The sequence below is a fragment of the Mesorhizobium sp. B2-1-3A genome (assembly GCF_006442655.1).
Taxonomy (GTDB): Bacteria; Pseudomonadota; Alphaproteobacteria; order Rhizobiales; family Rhizobiaceae; genus Mesorhizobium.
This window is the reverse complement of record NZ_VFWK01000004.1, coordinates 364,389-387,670: the sequence shown is the minus strand read 5'-3', so window position 1 is coordinate 387,670 and position 23,282 is coordinate 364,389. Positions and strand designations below refer to the sequence as shown.

Sequence of the window (23,282 nt, the reverse complement as noted above, 5' to 3'; positions counted from 1 at the left end):
CGAACTCCGTTTTCTTCGGCCGCCTGAAAAACTAGGCGAATCCAATGGACAACGGGTTAATGAATGGCCGGGAAAAATGTTGCGAAAGCGGCGCCCAAATCACGCTTCCGTTAACCTTATATTTAAAGTTTTACGTATCCCGCGGAATGCATGTTTTCTTTACCCCCCTGTGTCATTACGATACGAGGGTCCATTTTCAGCCTCCTGCGCGGGGGTAAGACAAACAGAATTATAAGCCCGCGGCAGCTAGTACAGGGTAGCGAAGGCATGGCGAAGAAACCAACGACGAACACGAGAACTCTCGACAGCGACGTAGCCAGGGAACTGGAAAAAGCGCTCGATCTCGACCTCAGCGGCGACATCGGCAGCGGCGATCTCGATATCGCGGCTTCGATGGACGATCTGGAAGCGCAGATATCCCAGGCCGCCGACGAGCTGGCTCGCGAGGGACGCAACCAGAATCCGGCACCCGCCGCCAATCAGGCGCCCGTGGTCAATCAGGCCCCCGTGACCAATCAGGCCGCGAAGCCCGCGCCAAAGGCCAAGCCCGCTGAACTGCGCCCCGTGGAGACACGCAATGGCAATGGCACGCAGCCCACGGGCTTTGCGCCGGCCAACGACGATCGTCAGAAAGATTACAAGACCCTGCTGCACAGCCTCAACAGGCGCGCTTCCAACACCGTCTACTGGATCATCGCGTTTGTCTCGCTCGCCTGGATCGCGGGCGCCGGTGCGCTCGCCAACCTGCTGTTCGGACCGAGCATCTGGCGGATCCGCACGCTCGACCAGTTCTTTGCCCGTCCCGAGCTGATTGGCCTCGCCGTCGCGGCGATCGTGCCGATCATCCTGTTCTGGGCCTTCGCGGCCATGATTCGCCGCGCCCAGGACATGCGCATTGCCGCGCAGTCGATGACGGAAGTGGCCTTCCGCCTGACCGAGCCGGAAAACATGGCGCAGGATCGCGTCATGATGATCGGCCAGGCTGTTCGCCGCGAAGTGGCCGCCATGGGCGAAGGCATCGAACGCACGCTTGCCCGCGCCGTGGAACTGGAAACCCTGGTCCACAGCGAAGTCAACCAGATCGAGCGCTCCTACTCGGAAAACGAAACCCGCATCCGTTCGTTGGTCGACGGGCTCGGCAGCGAGCGCGAGGCCGTCGTCACCCATGCCGAGCGGGTCCGCGCCTCGATTTCAGGTGCGCATGAGACGCTCAGGGATGAAATCGGCGCCGCCAGCGACATCATCCGCGACTCGATCCTCAACGCATCGACCAAGCTGTCGATGACGATCACCAATTCCGGCGACACGCTGATCGACCGCATCAATGAAAGCTCGATGTCGATTTTCGATTCGGTGGAAGGCCGGCTCGACAACATCACCGACAGGCTTACGACCTCTGGCGAGGCCTTCGCCAGCCTGCTCGACACGCGCATTGCCAAACTGACGGACACGACGGACGGCCTTACCCGGTCGCTGACCGATCTGCTCGACGATCGCACCACCGGCATGGTGTCGCTGCTTGGCGGCGCCGCGCGCACCCTCAATTCGGAATTCGAAGCCAGCCTCAACGGCATCGAGCGCACGCTCGCCGAACGCGGCCAGGCGCTGATCAGCGAGTTCCAGACCCGCGCCGAAGCGCTGGACACCGGCACGCAGAAGCTCAATGCCGCGCTTGAGGCGCGAGCCCGCCAGATCAACGAGACGCTGGTCGAGCGCGCCCGCGAAATCGCCCACACTTTCGCCGAGAGCAGGGATACGCTGAGCGCGATGATCGATCAGGGCAAGACCCAGATCGGCGCCGACATGGCCGACATCGTCACCTCGACATCGAGCATGCTGGAGGCCCGCGCCAGTGACTTCGCCGGGCGCATGGAAGCGGCGCGTCACGTCGTCTCGCGCTCCTTCGACAGCGACATCCAGCGACTCGCCGACGCTCGCGTCGGCATCGAGGAAGCCGTCGAAAACCACAGCCGCAAGCTTTCCGAAAGCCGCGAACGCATGGCGGCCGCGATGGAGGCGGATCTTGCGAAATTCGCCGAGGGCCGCGCCGGCATCGATGCCGCCGTGACCAACCAGGTGCAGAAGCTGGCCGAGGGCCGCAGCCTGATCGCACGCGCCCTCGAAGAGGACCTGCGCAAGGTCAACGAATCGCGCGCTGCCATCGATGCATCGCTCGGCAGCCACCTCGAGAGGCTGGAAGAAGGCCGCAACCGGCTTTCACTGGCCCTCAACGAAGACTCTGGGAAACTTGTTCAAGCTCGCACGATCATTGATGAAATGGTCGCCGGACATGTTGGAAAACTGGCTGAAGGCCGCAACATCCTGTCGCGCGCCCTGGAAGCAGATCTCGGCAAGCTGTCCGACAGCCGCGCCAGCATTGACGGGCTGGTCGCCGGCCAGGTCGAGAAGATCGCCGAAGGCCGTGCGGTGCTCGCCAAGGCGCTGGAAAACGACATTATCGGCATCAAGAACCTGATCGAGACCCATTCGGCAAAGCTGGTGGAAGACCGCACCCAGCTCGGCCGTTCGCTTGAAAGCGACCTCTCGGGCATCAGGGGCCTGCTTGACGATCATTCCGGAAGGCTTGTCAACGACCGCAGCCTGCTGTCGCAGACGCTCGAAGCCGACCTTGCCAAGCTGGCCGAAAGCCGCTCGAGCATCGACGGCCTGGTCGCCGGCCAGGTCGAAAAGCTGGCCGAGGGCCGCGACATTCTCAAGCGCGCGCTGGAATCGGACCTCAACACCATCAAGGGCGTCATTTCGAGCCAGTCGGAAAAACTGGCTGAGGACCGCGGACAGCTTTCGCGGGTCCTGGAAGCCGACCTGCAGAATGTGAACAGCGTCATCGCCGACCACATGAACAGGCTGGTTCAGGATCGTTCGACCTTGTCGAAGGCTCTCGAGGACGACCTCGCCAAGCTCGCCGACAGCCGCTCCAGCATCGATGGCCTGGTCGCCGGCCAGGTGGAGAAACTGGCCGAAGGCCGCGACATTCTCAAACGCGCGCTCGAAGCCGACCTCAACACGATCAAGAACACCGTTGCCGACCAGTCGCAGAAACTGGTCGACGACCGCGCCCAGTTCGCCAAGGCGCTCGAAGCCGATCTCGAAAGCGTCAACGGCCTCGTCAACAGCCATTCCGAGCGGCTTGTCCAGGATCGCTCGACCCTGTCGAAGGCGCTGGAAGTCGACCTCGAAAGCGTCAACAGCCTCGTCAACAGCCATGCCGAGCGCCTGGTCCAGGAGCGCTCGACCCTGTCGAAGGCGCTGGAGACCGATCTCGACAGCGTCAGCGGCCTGGTCGCGGGCCACGCCGACAGGCTTGTCCAGGAGCGCTCGACCCTGTCGAGAGCGCTCGAGGACGATCTTGCCAAGCTCGCCGAAAGCCGCTCCAGCATCGATGGCCTGGTCGCCGGCCAGGTCGAGAAGCTGGCCGAAGGCCGCGACATTCTCAAACGTGCCCTTGAAGCCGATCTCGCCAAGCTGGCCGAAAGCCGCTCCAGCATCGATGGCCTGGTCGCTGGCCAGGTAGAAAAGCTGGCCGAAGGCCGCGACATTCTCAAGCGCGCGCTGGAATCGGACCTCAACACCATCAAGGGTGTCATATCCAGCCAGTCGGAAAAGCTGGCGGAGGATCGCGGACAGCTTTCGCGGGTCCTGGAGGCCGACCTGCAGAAGCTGACCGAAAGCCGCGGTGAGATCGACAACATCATCGCCGGCCATGTCGGCAAGCTGGCCGATGGCCGCGACATGTTGAGCCGTGCGCTGGAAGACGATCTCGGCAAGCTCGCCGAGACCCGCAAGGACGTCGACCGCTCGCTGTCGGGCCATATCGACCAGATCGCAGCCCGGAGCACCGACATTTCGGCCGCGATCGCCGCCGATGTCGACAAGATCGAGCAGGCGTTCAGCCGTCAGACCGGCATCATCGAGGAACGCGCCGGAACCATGGAGCGTGCGCTTTCGACCGGCGTCGACAACGTTCGCAACGTGCTCGAGAAGAGTGCGGTCTTCGTCGCCGGCGCATTGCGCGAAAAAGTCCTGGAAGTCACCAGCACGCTGCATGAGCAGGCCGGTGCGGCCTTCAGTGACGCCGACCGCAAAATCGCCGAGCGCGCCGAGCAGACGTCGGCCGCCCTTTTGGCGCGGGCCGAAGACATCGCCCGCACCTTCGAGGAGGCCGATCGTCGCCTCCACGCTCGTGCGGAAGACACGTCGAACGCCCTGCTTGCCCGTGCCGACGACACCTCCAGCACGCTGCTGGCGCGTGCCCATGAAACAGCCGATCAGCTGGCCGCCCGCGCCGGCGAAATCGCCGGCACCTTCGACCTGGCGGACCAGAAGCTCGCCGCCCGCGCCCAGGCAACCACCGACCAGTTGGCCGCCCGGGCTCAGGACACCGCGGATCATCTGGCGGCCCGTGCAAGCGAGATCGCCGGCACGTTCGACGCGGCCGACCAGAAACTGGTTGCCCGCGCCGTCGAGACGGCACAGTCGCTGGCCGCCCGCGCCGGCGACATCCTGCGCAACTTCGAAAGCGCCGACCAGAGGCTCGGCATGCGCATCGGCGAATCGGCCGAGGCGCTGGCCGCCCGCGCTTCGGACCTCGGCCGCATCTTCGATGCCGCCGACCAGCAACTGGTTTCGCGCATCGCGGAAGGCTCGGACGCCCTGTCCAGCCGTGCGTCGGAAATCGGCCGCATCTTCGACGAGGCGGACCAGCGCCTGGTCTCGCGTATCGCCGACAGCTCGTCGACGATCGGCGAACATGCGCAGACCATCGTCGGTGCTTTCGCCAGCACCGAGCAGAGGGTCGCCGACCGTGCCCGCCAGACCGGCCAGGAACTGGCCGTGCATGCCCGCGAAATCGAGCAGGCGCTTGCCGGCGCCGACGAGCGTCTTGCATCGAGCGCCGCGGCCGCGGCCGCCCGTGTCGAGGAGCAGCTCTCGGGCGTCGAGAACCGGCTCGCCTACACCACCGAGACGATGGGGCAGAGGCTCAACGAACAGGTTTCGACCGCCGAGGCGCAACTCGTTTCGCGCGCCAATGTGATCGCCGAGACCTTCACCGCGGTTGGCCAGCATATCGGCCAGAGCACCAACGACGCCGCCAAGACGATCGGCGCCAACACCCGCGAACTCAACACCATGCTCGCGGCCCGCTCCGCCGAAATGTCGAGGATCCTCGACGAAACCGCCCGGCCGTTGGTCGAGCGCTTCGCCCAGGGTGGCTCGGAACTGCAGAAGAGCATGGAAGAGGTCACCGAACGCGCGACCGAGAAGCTGCGCAGCGAAAACGCCGCCCTTGTCAACGCGCTCGCCAGCCGCACCGCCGAGACCTTGTCGGCGGTTGAAGGCGCCCGCTCGTCGCTGTCCGACAGCGTTGCCGATCTCATCGGCCGCATGACCAACTCCAGCTCGCAGCTCGGTCAGCTGATCGAGCAGGCCGCGCTCAACCTCGGCCAGGTCGACGAACGCCTAACCGGCAGCACACAGAGCTTCGCGGCGACCACCGAAAAGGCGGCGCAGACCTTCGCCAGCTCGGCGCGCCTGGTCGACTCGAACACCACAAGGCTGACGGAACTGTCGTCGTCGACCTTGCGCGAAGTGGCCTCTATCGCCACCAAGTTCGATGAACACAGCCGTCTGCTGGCCAGTGCCTCGGACCTGTTGAGCTCTGCTCAGAGCAACCTCGAGCACACGCTGGAAAGGCAGTCGTCGCTTGAAGATCTCGCCGTCGGCCTGGTCAAGAAGTCGGAAGATCTCGAAAGGGTCATGCGCTCCTTCGAAAATCTCGTCGGCCAGACGTTGCAGAACGCCGAAGGCAAGACGCTGGAATCGGCCGACAAGATCCGCAACGCCATCACCGATGTCGTGGATTCGGCCACCAAGCGCTTCGCCGATGCGACCGAGGAGATGCGGCGTACCGCGGGCTCGATCAAGAGCGAACTCGACCTCACCCGCGCCGAGCTCAAGAAAGGCGTCATCGAGATGCCGGAAGAGGCAAAGGAATCGACCTCTGCCATCCGTCGCGCCGTTTCCGAGCAGATCAACGCCCTGAAGGAGCTTTCCGACATCGTTGCGAAGTCCGGTCGTGGCGGCGACACCTCGGAGCCGCGCACCTTGCGTCCGGCGCCGCAAGCGCCGGCCACCCGCGCTGCCGAGCCGCCGCGTCGCGCGCCGGCGCCGCAGCCGGAGCTTCGCACGCCTCAGGCGCCGCTGGGCGGTGCCGCACTGCGCGGCACGCTCGACCTCGAGCGTCCGGTTGAGGCGGCACCGCGTCAGCAGCGTCCCGACGCCAATACCCGCACGCCACAGGGCGGCTGGGTGCGTGACCTCCTGACCGCGGCGTCGAACGATGCGGATCTCAGGCCGGCGGCTCCACCCTCGGCGCCCGCGGAAGCACCGCGTGCGGCCCCTGCCCAGCGCTCGCCACTGCATGTGGTGGAATCGCTGAACTCCCTCTCTGTCGACATTGCACGGGCCATCGACCACGACGCTTCGATCGAGCTGTGGAACCGCTATCGGCGCGGCGAGCGGGACGTGTTCACGCGCCGGCTCTACACGCTGAAGGGCCAGCAGACGTTCGACGAGATCCGCCGCAAATACCAGGGAGAGGCCGAGTTCCGCGCCGCTGTCGACCGTTACTGCGACGACTTCGAGAAGCTGCTGAAGGATGTCTCGCGCAACGACCGCGACAACATCATGGCGCAGACCTACCTGACGTCGGACACCGGCAAGGTCTACACCATGCTGGCCCACGCCAGCGGCCGCTTGCACTGAGCCGGAATTGAACAGGCGGGGTCCCGCCCCGCCTGTGACTGCCTCAAAGCTCCGTCGCTGAAACGTTCTCGCAGCTGCGAGCCGACGCATGCGCTCGATACGCTCGCGGCGCGAAGTCCGATTTCCCGACGGCGCGAAGACTACGGGCCTGCCGTCCTGATCCTCGATAAAAAGGGGGCCGACCGTGAAGACGGCAATCATATTCGACTGCGAGTTTCTCTGCCTTGAGGGTTCGCAACGCAGATTCTGGTGTGCTGCCCACGATCCCGACCCGGTCATCGCCCAGATCGGCGCTGTCAGACTTGGGCTCGAAGATGATTTTCCGCTGCTCGGTACACACAAGGCCTATATCAGACCGATCGACCGGTTTGGCCGGAGATATGCACTTGACCCGTTCTTCACCAAACTGACCGGTATCACTGAGGAAAACATCGAGACCGAAGGGGTCGCGCTGGGAGAAGCCCTTGCCGATATCGATCGTTTTTCCGGAGGCGCGTGATTCTGGTCCTGGGGCAAGGACGAACTGAACATGATCGCCATCTCCTGCTATGTCGCGGGCATTCAGCCTTCCATCCCGGCTACCCGGTTTGACAACGCCGTGAAGTTGCTGATCGCGGCCGGGATGCCGATCGAGGATCTGGCGAGGACGCCGAGCAACAAGCTTGCGGATTATTATGGTGTCGAACACCCGCCGTTACAGGGCCACGACGCGCTCGACGATGCGCTGTCAGTGACCTACACCTTGCGGCACCTGATGAAGACTGGAAAGCTGCGGCCGGAGGTCTTCGACCGCCTTTAGCCTGGAAGCGTCGGTGTATCCGGCGCGCCGGGCGCTCAGATCACCGAATCGGTCCAGCGGACGATCTGCTTGGCGGCATCGCCAAACGCAGCGTCCAGCGCACTGACATAGGCGGAATTGCCGCTGCCCGAGACCGGTGCGGTCGCGGTGAAGCTCTTGGACGCGCGCACCTCGCCGTTGCGGTCGTTGAGGATGCGCACGAACAGGTCGACTTCGGCGTGCTCGCCACCGTCGACGCGCACCTCGAACGAACGGATCTCGACGATGACCTGATAATCGATCGCTAGGCCCTCGCCCGGCTTGCCGACACCGGCAAAGCTGCCCGAGCGCTGGAATGTCTCGGCCAGTCGCGCCTGCACGATCAGCGGCAGGCGGTCGGCCCATTGCGCGCCCTTCAGATACTGGATCGAGCGGTCGGAGGGTTTGATTACGATATTCTGGCTGTCCAGCGCCTTGAGCGCCGAGGGCTGGGCGATCAGGATTTGCTTGCGGCTGTGGCCATGCGCGTCGACCGAAGGCGCCGACAACTCAAACGTGTCGAGCGGCGCGGGTCCGCCACCGGGCAACGCCGCGCAGCTGGCGAGGGCCAAGGCAAGCAATGCCAGGCCCGATCTGGACACAATCGACTTCACGCGCGACCCCTGCTGTCCCCGTTATCTATCGACCTCAAAATAACCCGCATCCGCAATGACTGTTTCTGGGGCGAGCGGACGTCGAAGTCAACGCCGCGCCCTGCCATCGAATTGCCGAACCTCGCCGTCGCCACCGGAAAGAATGCGCTGCGGATTGCGGCTGAGATCCGTGACCGCCTCCTCGATGCGCGAGATCGAGCGGCGGCTGTCCTGCACCAGCGCCTCGACATTCGACAGGCCCTGGCCGGAGAAACGCGCCAGATTGTCGGTAATGACACCTAGCCGCGCATTCAGCGTATCGGCAACCTGCTTGAACGACTTCAGCGTATCCCTGGCGTCGGCCATCACGCCGTCGGCCTGCCCCGATCCAAGCAAGGTGTCGACCCTGGCAAGGATGCCGTCGACGCGCACCGAGGCATCGTTGAGCCGCTGCGCCAGTTGCTTGGCGTCCTTGATCGTCTGGTCGATATCGTCGGCGCGGTTGGCGAACTTGTCGGTCACCACGGCAATGTCGGCGGCGGCCTTGTTGGCGTTCTCGCTGGCCTTCTGGATGTTGGCCAGGGCCGCACGCACCTGCGCCGGGTCGACACCGTCCAGCACGCCGTCCACCTTGGCCAGCGTTCCCTGCGTCTGCTTGGCAAAATCATTGACGGATCCGACCGCGGTGTCGACATTCTTGATCACACCGTCGAGCTGCTGCGATGTCTGCTTGAGGTTCGCGGTCACCGTATCGACATTGGCGACGATGCTCTTGATCTTGTCCCTGTCGACGGCATTGAGCAGGCCTTCCGCCGCCTTCAGCGTGCCGTCGAGCTTGCCGGACACGCCCTTCAGTTCGTCGGACAGCGCGCTGACGCTGGACAGGAACTTGTCGATGCCGTCGGAATTCTTGGCCAGCGCATCGGAGAACGTCTGTACGTTCTGGACCGTCTGCGTCAGCGGCCCACGAACATCCTTGGTGAAGCCCTCGAGTTCGGTCAGCACCTTGTCGGCACGGGTGAAGATGTTCTGCGCCGTCTGCAGTAGATTGGTCACGGCGGACGGATTGGCGACAATCTCGGCGACCTTGCCTTCCTTTTCGGCCTGATCGAGGAGTTTCACTTCCTTGGGGTCGGCGCCCTTGAGCTCGATGTTGGCCTGCCCGGTGAGGCCGGCAAGGCCGATATCGGCCTGCGTCGACTTGGTGATCGGCGTCATCCGGTCGATCTCGGTGTCGGCGATGGCGACAGTCGGGTTGTCCACGTCGATATAGACGCGTTTGACGTCACCGACCTTGACGCCGTTGAACAGCACGAAGCTGCCGCGGCCGAGGCCGGAGGCCGAACCTGGAATGCGCACGCGCAACAGCGTCGTCTCGCCCCTGTCACCGATCGCCGCCGTCCAGTAGACGAAGCCGAACGCCGCCAGGATCGCAACCAGCGTAAAAATGCCGACAATGACGTAGTTGGCTCTGGTTTCCATTGCTTCACTTATGGCTATGCACGTGCGGCAAGATCAAGTTGGCGGGCGCGTTTTCCGCGGAAATAGGATTTCACCCACGGTTCCTCGCTCTTCAGCATGTCGTCGATTGTGCCTTCGACCAATACTTTCTTCTTGCCCAGCACCGCCACGTGGTCGCAAGCGGTAAACAGCGTGTCGAGGTCATGCGTGACCATATAGACGGTCAGATCCATGGTGTCGCGCAGCTTGACGACGAGTTCGTCGAATTCAGCGGCACTGATCGGATCGAGGCCGGACGTCGGCTCGTCGAGAAAGACGATGTCCGGATCAAGCGCCAAGGCGCGCGCAAGAGCCGCGCGCTTGATCATGCCGCCGGAGAGTTCGGAGGGAAATTTCTGCGCCGCATCCGGCGGCAGCCCGACCAGCTCGATCTTCAGCAGCGCCAGTTCGTCCATCAGCTTCCTTGGCAGGTCGAGATATTCGCGCATCGGCACCTGCACGTTCTCCTGCACGGTCAACGCCGAAAACAGCGCGCCATGCTGGAACAGCACGCCAAGACGCATGTCGATGCGCAGGCGCTCGATATCGCTTGCCTTGTCGACGTCGACACCAAACAGCTTGATCGTTCCCGACTGCTTGGGCATCAACCCGAGAATGGTTCGCAACAGGACGGACTTGCCGGCGCCCGAAGCACCGACGAACCCCAGGATCTCGCCGCGCTTGATGTCGAGCGAAAGCTTGTCGAGGATCAGCTTGTCCTCGATGGCAACGGTGACGTCGCACACCGAAAGGACGATTTCGCTTTCGTCCTCTTCCCCAACCGTGATGCCGTTGCCCTTCGCCATCATTTCAGAACTCGATCGCTGCGTAGAACATGGCGAAAAGGCCATCGAGGATGATGACGACGAAGATCGACTTCACCACCGAGGCGGTCACGTGCTGGCCGAGCGATTCGGCACTGCCGCCGACCTTCATGCCTTCGACCGAGGCGATCGTGCCGATGATCATGGCCATGAACGGCGCCTTGATCAGGCCGGCGAAAATCGTGCTGAGATCGATGGCGACACGCAGCCGGTCGATGAATGCGGCCGGGGGGATATCGGAGTAGAGCCAGGCCGCGACAATGCCGCCGCCGAGTGCCGCGAAATTGGCGATGATCGTCAGACATGGCAATGCGATCACCAGCGCAACCAGACGCGGAAAGACCAGAACGCCAATCGGGTTGAGACCGATGACCTTCAGCGCGTCGACCTCCTCGCGCATCTTCATCGAGCCGATCTCGGCGGTGATCGCACTGCCGGAGCGGCCAGCGATCATGATTGCCGTCATCAGCACGCCGAGTTCACGCAGGATCAGCACGCCGACGAGGTCGACGACGAAGATGTCGGCGCCGAAATAGCTGAGCTGGTAGGCGCCTTGCTGGGCAACGATGGCGCCGACGATCGCCGACATCAGCACCACCACCGGGATGGCGCCGACACCCATGCGGTCGATCTGGTTGAAGATCGCCGCCGGGTTGACGGCGTGGCCGCGGCCAAGCTTCATCTGCGCGCCGCGGATGGTGGCGCCAAGAATATTCATCGAAGCAAAGAAATCGTCGCGCATCTCGTAGACGCGCCGCCCAACCGCCTCAAGCGCCCGGATGACGATGTTGGGCGGCTGCGCCGGCCCGGATTCGGGCTCGCGCCGGACAGCCTCGCCGACCGCGTCGAGCAGGATGGAAGCGATCTCGCTTTGGCCCTGCAGCCGGACCTCGACGTTCTTCTTCTCGAAGACACTGACGAGGCGGTCGATCAGCCAGGCGCCGGCGGTATCGATCTTCTCGATTTTCGAAAGATCCAGCGCCAAAGTCTTGAAACCGCTTCGTTTCTCGATCTTGCGCATGTCGGCGTCGATTGACGCCACCGTTCGTGTCGTCCAGATTCCGGAGAACGCGCAGCCGAGAACGCCACCCTCCTCGCCGACCGCCACGCGCGGTTGGTGGTCAGCCTCCGAGGCGGTCGTGCCGCTTGCGTCGCGCTTGCCGATGGTCAACATGGCGTCCTGTTTAGCCTGATGGGTCCGACCTTGTCGATTTGCCGACAACCCTTCTCGCACAGCCGGAGCAGAAAAATATGGCGCGTGTCATTTCGGTCGAGGCGGAGCGCTTTCCGATCGCCGGCACCTTCACCATTTCGCGCGGCTCGAAGACGGAGGCCGAGGTCATCACATGCACGATCAGCCAGGATGGTCATAGCGGTCGCGGCGAATGCGTTCCCTACAAGCGCTACGGCGAGACCATGGACGGGGTGCACGCCGCGATAGAGGCGATGCGCGAGCGGATAGCCGGTGGCATCGACCGGACCGCCCTGCTCGGCGCAATGCCGGCGGGAGCGGCCCGCAACGCGGTCGACTGCGCCCTCTGGGACCTTGAAGCCAAGATGGGTGACAACCCGGTTGCACGCGCAATCTGGCCAGCTCCGCCGCGTCCATTGGAAACTGCCTACACGCTATCGCTCGGCGAACCCGAGGCAATGGCGGCACAGGCCCGTGCCAACGCCGGCCGGCCGCTGCTGAAGGTCAAGATCGGCGGCGACAACGACATCGCCCGGATCCAGGCGGTGAGACAGGCGGCACCCGGGAGCCGAATCATCCTTGATGCGAACGAAGGCTGGACCGACGACAACATCGTCGCGAACCTCGCCTTTGCCGCGGAGCAAGGCATTGCGCTCATCGAACAACCCCTGCCCGCCGGGCAGGATGAGATCCTGCGCCATATTGCGCATCCGGTGCCGATCTGCGCCGACGAAAGCGTGCATGAGGCGAAGAACCTGGAAGCGCTTGTCGGCCTCTACGACGCCGTCAACATCAAGCTCGACAAGTCCGGCGGGCTGACGGCGGCGCTCGTGCTGCGTGACCACGCCCGCGAACTGGGTTTTGGCATCATGGTCGGCTGCATGGTCGGCACATCGCTGGCCATGGCACCGGCGGTCCTGCTCGCCCAAGACGCCGATTTTGTTGACCTCGATGGTCCGCTGCTGCTTGCGCGCGACCGGGTGCCGGGTCTCGTCTATCAGGGTTCGCTCGTCTCACCCCCGGACCGCGCGCTTTGGGGCTGAGCGCGCAGCAAGCCCGATCAGCACGAGGCCAATGATCGCGATCGGGATCATCACCAGGAAACCATCGACGCCGAGACGGTCATAGAGCGGACCGGACGCAAGCGTGACGGCGGCCATGAAGAAGCCGTTGAAGAAATAGGCAATGCCTTGCGCGGCGCCCGTGCGCTCCTCGGAAACGGTCTCGGCGATCATCTTCTGCAGGCCGATCAGCACCATCGCGACAGACACCGAATGCAGTGACTGCACGGCGAAGAAGCCGGCGACGCCAAGGCCGAGCGGCCATACCAGTGGGAAGATGATCCAGCGCACGATCGACCCGATGCCGGCGATCACCATCACCCTGACGACGGATATGGAGGCGAAAATGCGATTGAAAAACAAAAACATGCAGACTTCGGACACCACGCCCCAGGCCCACAGCAGACCGACAACGGAATCGCTGATGCCAATCGATTTCCAGTAGATGGAAACGAAGCCGTAAAGGAAGGCATGGCTGGCGGTGATGATGCCGACGCCAAAGGTGAAGTAGAGGAAATAGGCATTGAACAGGCTCGGCGCCGCGTGCTGGATGTCCGCGGCAGAAAGCGGCGAGGCCTTGCGCGGCCGCCCCATGCGCGGCGCCAGCAGCCCCGCGACGAGTGCCGCGCCAAGGGCAAGGAAAATGATCACCGGAACGGCTTGGGGACCTGTGGCCGCCAGTATGAAGCCGCCCGCGACATTGGCGCAGAGATAGCAGATCGAACCCCATTTGCGCATGCTTGCGTAGTTCGAACCGAAGCGGCGCACGCCCGAAAGCGCCAGCGAATCGGCGATCGGCGAATGCGGCGTCCAGACAATGGTCAGGGCAAGCGACACCGCCAGCACCATGGCGTAGGTCGGCGTCAGGAAATAACCCGCCGAGAGCAGCAGGGACGCTGCCACCAGCGCGACATAGACATCGGCGCGGTCCCGCGCCCGGTCGGCGAGCGTCGTCAGCAGCGGCGTCGTCACCACGCGCAGGAACATGGGCGCCGCCAGGATGACGGCGATCTGCTCGGCGTGAAAGCCCTTGGCCTGCAGCCAGAGCGGGAAATAAGGCAGATGCGTGCCGAGCGATATGAACAGCGTGCCGAAGATCAGGCTCATGCGCAGTTCGAAATGGCGCGGCTTGACGAGCTGTTCTGGCGAAAGCGGCGGCAGGGACATGAATCGATCCAATTACGCCGCACTTGGCCGGCCGGCCAGCAACGTAGATCGATCCCTTAACATGGCGAAAAACCAGGCGAAACCGGCTGGACTAATCAATTGACACCGAAAACCGGCGAGAATTCGGGTCAGGCCGCCTGCCCCACCCGATCTTCGATGAGCATCGGGATGAAGGGCTCGTCGGGCGCTTCCGGCAGGATTTGCGCCCAGGTCAGGATTTCCATCCGGCCGTCGAAGTGCTCGACCACGGCCGTGCAGCTTTCCACCCAGTCGCCGGTGTTGATGTAGCGCACATCGTCGAAATTCTCGATCGCGGCATGGTGGATATGGCCGCAGATGACGCCGTCGACATGCGAGCGGCGGGCTTCCTCGGTCAGCACGGTCTGGAACGAGCCGATGAAGTTGACCGCTTTCTTGACCTTGACCTTGGCCCAGGACGAGAACGACCAGTAAGGCAGGCCGAGCAATTGGCGCAACCGCGTCACCACGCGGTTGACGATCATCGCCGCGTCATAGGCATGATCGCCGAGATAGGCGAGCCAGCGCTGATTGTGAACGACGGTGTCGAACTGATCGCCATGGATGACGAGAACGCGCTTGCCGTCGGCTGTTTCATGGATCGCGCGGTCGGCGACGACGATGCCGCCGAAATGCACGCCCTGAAACTGGCGGGCGAACTCGTCATGGTTGCCGGCGATATAGGTGATGCTGGCACCCTTGCGCGCCTTGCGCAGCAATTTCTGCACGACGTCATTGTGGCTTTGTGGCCAGTGCCAGCTCCGCCGCAGCCGCCAGCCATCGACGATGTCACCGACCAGATAGATGATGTCGGCGTCATGGTATCTAAGGAAATCGATCAGGAACTCGGCCTTGGCCGCCTTAGAGCCGAGATGGACGTCGGAAATGAACATGCTGCGGAAAGTGCGGGGCTCTTGGCCTGACATCGCGATTCACCCTTGCTTTCGAGCAGCCTATGCCTCGATTCATGCAACAACCGTATGACGGTTGCGATTGGTCCAGTCTAAGGACTAGCTTGCCGGCCTAATCACAGGAGAAATCGTCATGGATCTCGGTATCCGCGGAAAGAAGGCAATCGTCTGCGCTTCGAGCAAGGGGCTTGGAAAAGGCTGCGCCATGGCGCTGGCCGAGGCCGGTTGCGACATCGTCGTCAACGGGCGCAATGCCGAACTGGTGGCCAGAACCGCTGCCGAGCTGCGCGAGCGCTATGGCGTGACGGTGACGGAGGTCGTCGGCGACGTCTCCAAGCCCGAGGTGCAGAAGGCGCTGCTTGCCGCCTGCCCCGAGCCCGACATTCTCGTCAACAATAATGGCGGCCCGCCGCTGCGCGATTTCCGCGAACTCGATCGCGCGAAAATCCTCGAAGGCGTCACCCAGAACATGGTGACGCCGATCGAGCTGGTGCAGGCCGTCCTCGACGGCATGGCAAAGCGCGGCTTCGGCCGCATCGTCAACATCACCTCGCTGTCGGTCTACGTCCCCATTCCCGGTCTTGACCTCTCGTCGGGCGCGCGCGCTGGTCTCACCTCTTTCCTCGCCGGCGTGGCGCGAACGGTGATCGATCGCAACGTCACCATCAACAGTCTCTTGCCCGGCAAGCTCGACACCGACCGGCTGCGCGGGCCGCACGAGGTCGGCACTGTCGAGGATCCCGCCGCCGCTGCCGCGCGCAAGACCCGCATCAGCGCCGACGTGCCAGCCAAGCGGCTCGGCACGCCGGAGGAGTTCGGCCAGATCTGCGCCTTCCTGTGCTCGGTCCATGCCGGCTATCTGACCGGACAGAACATCCCGGTCGACGGTGGTCTCTACGTCAGCGCTTTCTGATCAAAAGGTCGGCAGAGCGGCGAGATTAATCCGGCATGAAACAGCCGTAAGCATCTGACATCCAGTGATTTTTGACGCGCCACGGTTTAAAGCCGACGGCGCGTCAATTAGCGTCGCGAAAAACCTTGGCCGCATGCTAAAAGGAGCCTCGAAGCAGGTTTCGAGGGAGCGGCCGGATGGAAGGCGAGAACAAGAAAACGGCACGTTCGGACCTCGACGAAGCCGCCCTCTACTTCCACAAGCACCCGACACCGGGAAAGCTCGAAATCCAGGCAACCAAGCCGCTTGGCAACCAGCGCGACCTGGCGCTCGCCTACTCGCCCGGCGTCGCTGCCCCTTGCCTGGAGATCCGCGACAATCCGGCAACCGCCGCCGACTATACGGCGCGCGCTAACCTGGTCGGCGTCGTCTCCAACGGTTCGGCGGTGCTCGGTCTCGGCAATATCGGCCCGTTGGCCTCTAAACCCGTGATGGAAGGCAAGGCGGTCCTGTTCAAGAAATTCGCCGGCATCGATGTCTTCGACATCGAGATCGACGCCCCCGAGATCGAGCGCATGGTGGAGACCGTCGCCGCTCTCGAACCCACTTTCGGCGGCATCAACCTCGAGGACATCAAGGCGCCGGAGTGTTTTGAGGTCGAGGAGCGGCTGAAAGCCCGCATGAGCATACCGGTGTTCCACGACGACCAGCACGGCACCGCCATCATCGTCGCCGCCGCCGTGCTCAACGGTCTGGAATTCGCCGGCAAGACCATTTCGGACATCAAGGTCGTCACCTCAGGCGCGGGCGCGGCCGCCCTAGCCTGCCTCAACCTTCTGGTCTCGCTCGGCGTACGGATCGAAAACATCTGGGTCACCGACCGTTTCGGCGTCGCCTACAAGGGCCGAACCGACGAGATGGACCGTTGGAAAGACCCCTATGTGAAGGACACCGAGGCGCGCACGCTGGCCGATGTCATCCCGGGCGCCGACGTCTTCCTCGGCCTCTCCGCGGCCGGCGTGCTGAAACCGGAACTGCTGCAGCACATGGCGCCGAAGCCGCTGATCCTGGCACTGGCCAACCCCAATCCCGAGATCATGCCGGAAGTGGCGCGCGCTGCACGACCCGATGCCATGATCTGTACCGGCCGGTCCGATTTTCCCAATCAAGTCAACAACGTCCTGTGCTTCCCCTATATCTTTCGTGGCGCGCTCGACTGCGGTGCCAGCGCCATCAATGAAGAGATGAAGATGGCCGCCGTGCGGGCCATTGCCGCCCTTGCCCGCGAAGAGCCTTCGGACGTCGCCGCACGCGCCTATTCGGGCGAGACGCCGATCTTCGGGCCCGATTTCCTGATCCCCTCGCCCTTCGATCCCAGGCTCATCCTGCGCATCGCGCCGGCCGTCGCCAAAGCGGCCTGCGACACCGGTGTGGCGACACGGCCGATCACCGATTTCACCGCCTATATCGACAAGCTCAACCGTTTCGTCTTCCGCTCCGGCCTGGTGATGAAGCCGGTGTTCTCATCCGCCAAGGCATCGAGCGCCAAGCGCGTCATCTATGCCGATGGCGAGGATGAGCGTGTGCTGCGCGCCGCCCAGGTGGTGCTGGAGGAAGGCATTGCCGAACCGATCCTGATCGGCCGTCCGCACGTCATCGAGGTCAGGCTGAAACGCTACGGGCTGCGCATCAAGCCGGGCGTCGATTTCGGCCTGATCAACCCGGAGGACGATCCGCGCTACCGCCACTATGTCGACCTGCTGATCGAACTTGCCGGCCGGCGCGGCGTGACGACGGAAGCCGCACGCACCATGGTGCGCACCGACAATACCGTGATCGCGGCGCTGGCCCTGAAGCGCGGCGATGCCGACGCCATGGTCTGCGGCCTCGAAGGACGCTTCGAGCGGCATCTGCGCAACGTAACCCTCATCATTGGCCCTCGCGCGGGCATCAAGGACTATGACCTGTCGACCCTGTCGATGCTGATTTCGCAGCGCGGCATCATCTTCCTCACCGACACGCACGTCTCCGTCGACCCGACGGCCGAGGAGATCGCCGAGATGACCGTACTGGCGGCCGAGGAAATCCAGCGCTTCGGCATCGAGCCGAAGGCGGCACTGCTGTCGCATTCGGATTTCGGCTCGCGCGATTCGCCAAGCGCGCTGAAAATGCGGCAAGCGGCGGCGATCCTGGCGCGCATCGCGCCGGAACTTCAGTGCGACGGCGAAATGCATGCCGATTCAGCCTTGTCGGAACATCTGCGCCAGCGCGTCTATCCGCATTCGCGGCTTAAGGGCGAAGCCAATCTGCTGGTGTTCCCGAACCTCGATTCGGCCAACATCACGCTGACGGCGCTGCGCGCCATGATGGATGCGCTGCATGTCGGGCCGATCCTGCTTGGCACCGATATGCCGGCGCACATTCTGACGCCCTCGGTCACGTCGCGCGGTGTCGTCAACATGACGGCACTCGCCGTGGTCGAGGCCGCGCACAAGGCGCAGGCTGTCGCCAATCTGGACTAGGCCGAAGCCGGCTTCAGCGGCTCGGCCTGGTCTTTCGGGCACACCCTCCTGTCCTGGCGACAACTCGTTGCAAACCGAGGTGTTGCGCACCAGCAACTTGCGATTGCGGAAATTCGGCGTTGGCCGGAAGCGGATTTCGCCGGGAAAGCCGACCTGATATGGTTATCCATCTCATTTGACGGCGAGGACGTCGTGAAGGGCCTGTTGCTCGCATCCGCATTGCTGTCGCTGATCGGCGGACACGCGCTGGCCGCGGACGCCATCAGTGCCGAGCCCACAACCGTCCATGATTGGTCCGGCGTCTATGTCGGCGGGCAGATTGGCTACGGTTTTGGAAAAACCGACGCGGTTTTCAGTTCGCCCAACACGCCAACGTTTCAAGCAAGCCAGGACTACGACATCGACGGATTCCTAGGTGGCGTTCAAGTCGGCTATAACTACCAGATCAATTCCCTGGTTCTCGGCGTCGAAGCTGACATTGCGGGCTCGGACATCAAGGGACACTCGGGCGAAATCAATGTCGGCGTCCGCGGCGATACATACGACACCAAGGTGGACTGGTTTGGGACGCTGCGCGCCAGGGCCGGATATGCGTTCGACAGTACCCTGGTCTATGGAACCGGTGGCCTGGCTTACGGAAGCGTCGAAAACCGATATCTTGGCGGACCCTTAAATAGCTTTTCAGAAAAGGGCACCAAGACTGGCTGGACTCTTGGCGCAGGGCTGGAACAGGCATTCACCGATCATTGGTCCGCGAATGTCGAATATCTTTATGTCGATCTGCGAGACCAGACCATCGACTACGGTGGCAGCAACACTGAGTTCGACAACAAGTTCAGCACGGTCAAGATCGGCATGAACTACAAGTTCTGACAATCAGCGCGAACGGTTTGCCGTGATCCCTTCCCGCGACTTGACGGCTTTCAGCCAATCGCTGGACGGCATCCGAAACAGACGATTAACCGCGAATGGGGTAGCTTGGCGGCCACAGGCAAGCGGGATTTGAGGCGGATGATAAGCGCAGGGTTGAAGCGAGCGCATGCTGCCATGCTGCTTGGCCTGCTGCTGTCCGGCGCCACCATCTCCGAGCCACAGGCCGCTTCGCGGGTCTGTCGTCAGTTGGAGGCCGATCTTACCGCGGCTTCGCGTGGCGGCGGCGGTGGCTCGGCAATGATCCGGAAATACGACGCCGCGATCGACCGGCAGCGCGAACAGATCTCCAAGGCCCGTGGCCAGGCGGACAGCGCCGGGTGCGGATTCTCGCTGTTTTCCCGCAACGTCAACCAATGCGCCGGGCTCAACGCCACCATCGACCGCATGAACGCCAATCTCGACAGCCTCCAGGCCAAGCGCGCCCAGCTCGCCGGCGGCGGATCGCGTCGCGACCGTGGCCGCATCCTGGCCGCGCTCGACGCCAATGGCTGCCGAGACGACACGGTTGCGCCGCGCCACGCTCCGCTGCAGGAAGCTGATCGTGGAGAGGACGGCAACGCGAACCTGTTCAACCAGCTTTTCGGCAATGACAGCCAGCAGGGCGACACGCTTGACCAGCCCGACAATCCCGATGGGGAGCGCAATATCAGCAGGGTTTTGAACCAGCCCGGGGTTCCCGATTTCCCGAGCGCCGGCGGCGAGTTCCGCACGATGTGCGTACGTACCTGCGACGGCTACTTCTTCCCGATGTCGAACGCGGCCTCGGTCAGCGATTTCGAGCGCGACCAGAAGAATTGCGAATCGAGCTGCCCAGGCACCGAGATGCAGGTCTTCTATTCGCGCGGCATGGACGACGATTCCGCCGCGATGACATCATCGGTTACCGGCAAGCCCTATAGCGAACTGCCGACCGCCTATCTCTACAAGCAGTCCAACATGCCGCGCCCACCGGCTTGCGGCTGCAATGCGGCGCAGAACTTCCAGATCATTGGCGGCAACCCGCCAAATCCGCAACAGTCGCAGCCCGAAACCGAAGCGGCACCGTTCATTCCGGTCCCGGCCTCCAAGCCCGATCCGGGCGCCGACCCGGAAACCCTGGCCAATATGGAAGGCGGGCTCGACCGCGAAGCCATCAAGCGGCTTTCCGCCAAGCCGGTGACATCGCCCGTGTCCGCCTTGCCGCCGGAACAGCGCAAGGTCAGGGTCGTCGGGCCAACGTTCCTTCCCGACCCATCAGCGGCAATAAATCTGCAAGCTCCGGCCCCGAAGGCAGTCCGGTAAGCGCAAGTCTTAGCGGCATGAATAGCCCCTTGCCCTTGCGCCCGGTCGCTTCCCTGATCTTGCCGGTCCAATCCTTCCAGACTGTCCCGTTCCAAGGCTCTTCCGGCAGGACATCGAAGGCCTGATGAAGAAAATCGCGGTCGTCGGTGGAAAAATCGGACCGTTCCTGCGGCCCCTCGCGCAGGATGCGCCACCAGCCCACCGCATCGGCGAGCCGGTCGAGATTGCCGCGCACCGCCAACCAGAAAGGTTCGGCCTGGTCGCCCGAGATGCCGAGCACCATCAGCCTGTCTCGGGCCTCGTCGAAGGGCATGTGGTGCAGTAGAACGCGGTTGAGCACGAACAGCTCGTCCGGATCGAACTTGGCCGATGATTTCGAGGTCGCGGCCGGGTCGAAATGGCCGGCGAGTTCGGCCAGGTCATGCGCGGCCGCGACATTCTCCGAGGTGCCGACCAGCACGGCCAGCGAAGCGACGGCCATCGGCTCGATGCCGTCCTCGCGCAGGCTTTCAATGGAGAGAGCCCCGGTGCGCTTCGACAGTCCCTCGCCCGAGACGGTGGTCAAAAGATTGTGGTGACCGAAAACCGGCGGTTCGGCGCCCAGCGCCTTGAACAGGACAATCTGCACGCCGGTATTGGTGACATGGTCGTCACCACGGATGACGTGGCTAATGCCCATCTCGATGTCGTCGACGACGGACGGCAACGTGTAAAGGTAGGTGCCGTCCTCGCGCACCAGCACTGGATCCGAGAGTGAAGCGAGATCGACCGTTTCCTCGCCGCGCACCAGATCGTTCCAGTGGATGTCGGTGCGTTCGGGCTGCTGCGGATCGTCTGAGAAATTGGGCAACAGGAAACGCCAGTGCGGCCGGCGCCCGTCGGCCTGGTATTCCGCCACCTGCTCTCTGGTCAGCGCCAGGGCCTCGCGGCCATAGACCGGTGGCAGGCCGCGCGTGCGGCGCACTTTTCGCCGGAGATCGAGTTCCTCCGGCGTTTCGTAGCAGGCATAGAGAACGCCAGCCGCCTTCAGCCGCTCGACGGCCGCGTCGTAGATCTCGAAGCGCCGCGACTGATATTCGGTGGCGTCCGGGAAAATGCCCAGCCAATGCAGGTCGTAGAGGATGGCGTCGGCGAATTCCTGCTTCGAGCGGGCGATGTCGGTGTCGTCGAAGCGCTGGATGAAGCGGCCCTTGTTGTTCAGGGCAAACAGCCAGTTGAAGAGAGCGGTGCGCGCATTGCCTATATGGATGCGGCCGGTCGGTGACGGGGCGAAACGAACGGTAACTGTCATGGATGGGGCGTACCGGATGCCTTTGTGATTGACAAGATGCGCCCCCGCGCTGTGCCGCAGACATAGAACATGGCGCGCGCAATGAAAAGACCGGGCGGCGCGTGCCACGTTCGAGCGCAGCCGGCGGGCGGAGCCGACGCCGGTCGAGCCGAGGCTGATCAGCGGCCGAAATCGTCGGCACTGAGGCGAGTCCAGCGGTCGCCCATCAAGCCACCGATGAAGATGTCGCCGGAGCGGACCGCTTCCGTGACCTCGGCGATCCGCGAGCGGACCATCGTCCCCCCGGCATAGCGGAGGAGGACATTCTTGTAGCCGAAGAGCTGAGGCATGAACCTGCCTTGTGTCTGCCCGGCGATGCCCACGCAGCCCAGATTCCGCGCGTCGGCGATCAAGCCATCCAGCGTCGCGCCCCAATGAGATCCGGAGGCCTGGATTTGCAGCAGGTTCGCGATGCCGCCGGCTTGGCCGTAGAAAGCGTAGCAGCCGAGTATTTTGCCTGTTTCGTCATAGGTCCCGCCGAAATGAAGAGGACCGTCGGCCCGCTTCTCGGCCGCCAGCGCGAGCAGCCGTGGCAGCTCGCCATCCTGCCAGCGAGGCCGAAGCGAGTAATCGGACACCAGCGTCGGCAACCGCTCCGCAAACTGCGCGGCATCCATCGGCTCGCGATGGACCCGGTGTGACGAGGAATGCTGGGCGGGCGGCTCGAACCTTTTTCTCGTAAAAGTGTCGAATGCCCTGGCGCAAGGATCGAGTGCGAAGCGAGGCAGGCCCGGCCATTTACCGCGCGCCACGGCGGCCGCCATCGCGGCCGGCCGGAAAATGCAGGTCCATCCCAGACAATGCACCGGCAGCAGCTGATACTTCATCGGGCGCGCGAAGGCCAGGGACACCCGGTTGGCCGAATCGGTCAGGTGCAGATCGAAAGCGCCTTGATGCACGGCACGCAGCAATTGCGGTCCGGCCGAGCCGTGATCGGTGCCGGGGTCGGCCATGAGCGGTCCGATGATCGCCGCGTTCAATGCCGCCCCGTTGAGCTCGTAGCGGGCCTTCAGGACGCCGAGGAAGCCACCCAGACGGCCCTGCGGGGTGATCTGGACAAGCGCGCTGCTCTCACCGGGCTGGCCGGCAGGCTCAAGATAGATCTTTTTCATATACTCGGCCGTCTCCGCGATCGCGCGATCGAGAAGGTGACGTCGCCGCCGAAACTTCGTCAGGAAGAGTGCGGCGACACGCTCGAGGTCTTCGGCTGCGAGCGGCCGAACCGTGCCGTGCTGCGTCTCCAGCACCGACGGCGCAGCCACGCTTTTCACACCGGCATTTACAGAACCAAGATGCATCGTGAGGCCTACGGAGGTCGTCTGCCGGAGGGCGAAACCCTGCGCTGATCAATCGGATCCCAGGAGACGCGAAGATCTCCCCTGAGTTGCTTTGAGAAAAGCAATATCAATCAATAGTTGAGACAACGTATCTCGATCGGCACCATAAATAAAATGTCTC

At 63.4% G+C, this 23,282-nt stretch carries 14 protein-coding genes and 1 pseudogene; 7 read left to right on the top strand and 8 right to left on the bottom strand.

From position 1 onward, the window contains the following. The first annotated feature begins 267 nt into the window (after window positions 1-267). Both FJ977_RS17520 and FJ977_RS17515 read left to right on the top strand, forming a co-directional pair. Window positions 268-6,783 (top strand): kinesin, encoded by a 6,516-nt coding sequence (locus FJ977_RS17520; protein WP_140773355.1) that lies wholly within the window; start codon window positions 268-270, stop codon window positions 6,781-6,783. A 184-nt stretch (window positions 6,784-6,967) separates the two neighbouring features. Next, window positions 6,968-7,582, top strand: a pseudogene (locus tag FJ977_RS17515) (3'-5' exonuclease). 35 nt (window positions 7,583-7,617) lie between these two features. Here the strand turns inward: FJ977_RS17515 and FJ977_RS17510 are convergent. The 4 genes from FJ977_RS17510 to FJ977_RS17495 all read right to left on the bottom strand — a co-directional run bounded on the left by FJ977_RS17510 (window position 7,618) and on the right by FJ977_RS17495 (window position 11,691). Then, entirely contained in the window at window positions 7,618-8,214 is a 597-nt protein-coding gene (locus tag FJ977_RS17510) for an ABC-type transport auxiliary lipoprotein family protein (protein ID WP_140773353.1), read from the bottom strand. A gap of 87 nt (window positions 8,215-8,301) precedes the next feature. After that, window positions 8,302-9,675: an MlaD family protein gene (locus FJ977_RS17505; protein ID WP_140773351.1), complete on the bottom strand. Its 1,374-nt coding sequence runs from the start codon at window positions 9,673-9,675 to the stop codon at window positions 8,302-8,304. A gap of 14 nt (window positions 9,676-9,689) precedes the next feature. Then, the gene (locus tag FJ977_RS17500; protein ID WP_140773943.1) at window positions 9,690-10,499 is read right to left on the bottom strand and encodes an ABC transporter ATP-binding protein; all 810 of its coding nucleotides are present in this window, start codon (window positions 10,497-10,499) and stop codon (window positions 9,690-9,692) included. 4 nt (window positions 10,500-10,503) lie between these two features. Beyond that, complete coding sequence (locus FJ977_RS17495) at window positions 10,504-11,691, bottom strand: ABC transporter permease (protein WP_140773349.1); 1,188 nt, start codon at window positions 11,689-11,691, stop codon at window positions 10,504-10,506. Between the two features lie 77 nt (window positions 11,692-11,768). Between FJ977_RS17495 and dgcA the strand changes: the two genes are divergently transcribed. Then, window positions 11,769-12,752: an N-acetyl-D-Glu racemase DgcA gene (gene dgcA, locus FJ977_RS17490; protein WP_140773347.1), complete on the top strand. Its 984-nt coding sequence runs from the start codon at window positions 11,769-11,771 to the stop codon at window positions 12,750-12,752. On the opposite strand, the gene FJ977_RS17485 is transcribed toward dgcA, so the two are convergent. Beyond that, window positions 12,723-13,937: an MFS transporter gene (locus FJ977_RS17485; protein WP_140773345.1), complete on the bottom strand. Its 1,215-nt coding sequence runs from the start codon at window positions 13,935-13,937 to the stop codon at window positions 12,723-12,725. The genes dgcA and FJ977_RS17485 overlap by 30 nt on opposite strands. 128 nt (window positions 13,938-14,065) lie before the next feature. After that, window positions 14,066-14,881, bottom strand: a complete 816-nt coding sequence (locus tag FJ977_RS17480) for a UDP-2,3-diacylglucosamine diphosphatase (RefSeq protein WP_140773344.1) — start codon at window positions 14,879-14,881, stop codon at window positions 14,066-14,068. A gap of 118 nt (window positions 14,882-14,999) precedes the next feature. On the opposite strand from FJ977_RS17480, the gene FJ977_RS17475 reads away from it, so the two are divergent. The 4 genes from FJ977_RS17475 (at window position 15,000) to FJ977_RS17460 (ending at window position 20,494) form a co-directional block, all read left to right on the top strand. After that, window positions 15,000-15,779: an SDR family oxidoreductase gene (locus FJ977_RS17475; RefSeq protein WP_140773342.1), complete on the top strand. Its 780-nt coding sequence runs from the start codon at window positions 15,000-15,002 to the stop codon at window positions 15,777-15,779. 176 nt (window positions 15,780-15,955) lie between these two features. After that, the gene (locus FJ977_RS17470) at window positions 15,956-18,280 is read left to right on the top strand and encodes an NADP-dependent malic enzyme (RefSeq protein WP_140773340.1); all 2,325 of its coding nucleotides are present in this window, start codon (window positions 15,956-15,958) and stop codon (window positions 18,278-18,280) included. 192 nt (window positions 18,281-18,472) lie between these two features. Continuing rightward, complete coding sequence (locus FJ977_RS17465; protein ID WP_140773338.1) at window positions 18,473-19,153, top strand: outer membrane protein; 681 nt, start codon at window positions 18,473-18,475, stop codon at window positions 19,151-19,153. A gap of 138 nt (window positions 19,154-19,291) precedes the next feature. Continuing rightward, window positions 19,292-20,494, top strand: a complete 1,203-nt coding sequence (locus tag FJ977_RS17460; RefSeq protein WP_140773336.1) for a DUF2865 domain-containing protein — start codon at window positions 19,292-19,294, stop codon at window positions 20,492-20,494. Here FJ977_RS17460 and gltX read toward each other — a convergent pair. Together gltX and FJ977_RS17450 are read right to left on the bottom strand one after the other, a co-directional pair. Continuing rightward, entirely contained in the window at window positions 20,412-21,785 is a 1,374-nt protein-coding gene (gltX, locus tag FJ977_RS17455; protein WP_140773334.1) for a glutamate--tRNA ligase, read from the bottom strand. The two genes, FJ977_RS17460 and gltX, sit on opposite strands and share 83 nt — an antisense overlap. Window positions 21,786-21,943: 158 nt before the next feature. After that, window positions 21,944-23,122 carry a hypothetical protein gene (locus tag FJ977_RS17450; RefSeq protein ID WP_140773332.1) on the bottom strand — a complete coding sequence of 393 codons (1,179 nt, stop codon included), beginning with the start codon at window positions 23,120-23,122 and terminating at the stop codon, window positions 21,944-21,946. Between the last annotated feature and the right edge of the window lie 160 nt (window positions 23,123-23,282).

Excerpts from the sequence above, each read along its gene's own strand:
- FJ977_RS17460 (WP_140773336.1), top strand. The coding sequence starts at position 19,292 with ATGATAAGCGCAGGGTTGAAGCGAGCGCATGCTGCCATGCTGCTTGGC.
- gltX (WP_140773334.1), bottom strand. The coding sequence starts at position 21,785 with ATGACAGTTACCGTTCGTTTCGCCCCGTCACCGACCGGCCGCATCCAT.
- FJ977_RS17505 (WP_140773351.1), bottom strand. The coding sequence starts at position 9,675 with ATGGAAACCAGAGCCAACTACGTCATTGTCGGCATTTTTACGCTGGTT.
- FJ977_RS17475 (WP_140773342.1), top strand. The coding sequence starts at position 15,000 with ATGGATCTCGGTATCCGCGGAAAGAAGGCAATCGTCTGCGCTTCGAGC.
- FJ977_RS17500 (WP_140773943.1), bottom strand. The coding sequence starts at position 10,499 with ATGGCGAAGGGCAACGGCATCACGGTTGGGGAAGAGGACGAAAGCGAA.
- FJ977_RS17520 (WP_140773355.1), top strand. The coding sequence starts at position 268 with ATGGCGAAGAAACCAACGACGAACACGAGAACTCTCGACAGCGACGTA.
- FJ977_RS17485 (WP_140773345.1), bottom strand. The coding sequence starts at position 13,937 with ATGTCCCTGCCGCCGCTTTCGCCAGAACAGCTCGTCAAGCCGCGCCAT.
- FJ977_RS17480 (WP_140773344.1), bottom strand. The coding sequence starts at position 14,881 with ATGTCAGGCCAAGAGCCCCGCACTTTCCGCAGCATGTTCATTTCCGAC.
- FJ977_RS17470 (WP_140773340.1), top strand. The coding sequence starts at position 15,956 with ATGGAAGGCGAGAACAAGAAAACGGCACGTTCGGACCTCGACGAAGCC.
- FJ977_RS17450 (WP_140773332.1), bottom strand. The coding sequence starts at position 23,122 with ATGCATCTTGGTTCTGTAAATGCCGGTGTGAAAAGCGTGGCTGCGCCG.
- dgcA (WP_140773347.1), top strand. The coding sequence starts at position 11,769 with ATGGCGCGTGTCATTTCGGTCGAGGCGGAGCGCTTTCCGATCGCCGGC.
- FJ977_RS17495 (WP_140773349.1), bottom strand. The coding sequence starts at position 11,691 with ATGTTGACCATCGGCAAGCGCGACGCAAGCGGCACGACCGCCTCGGAG.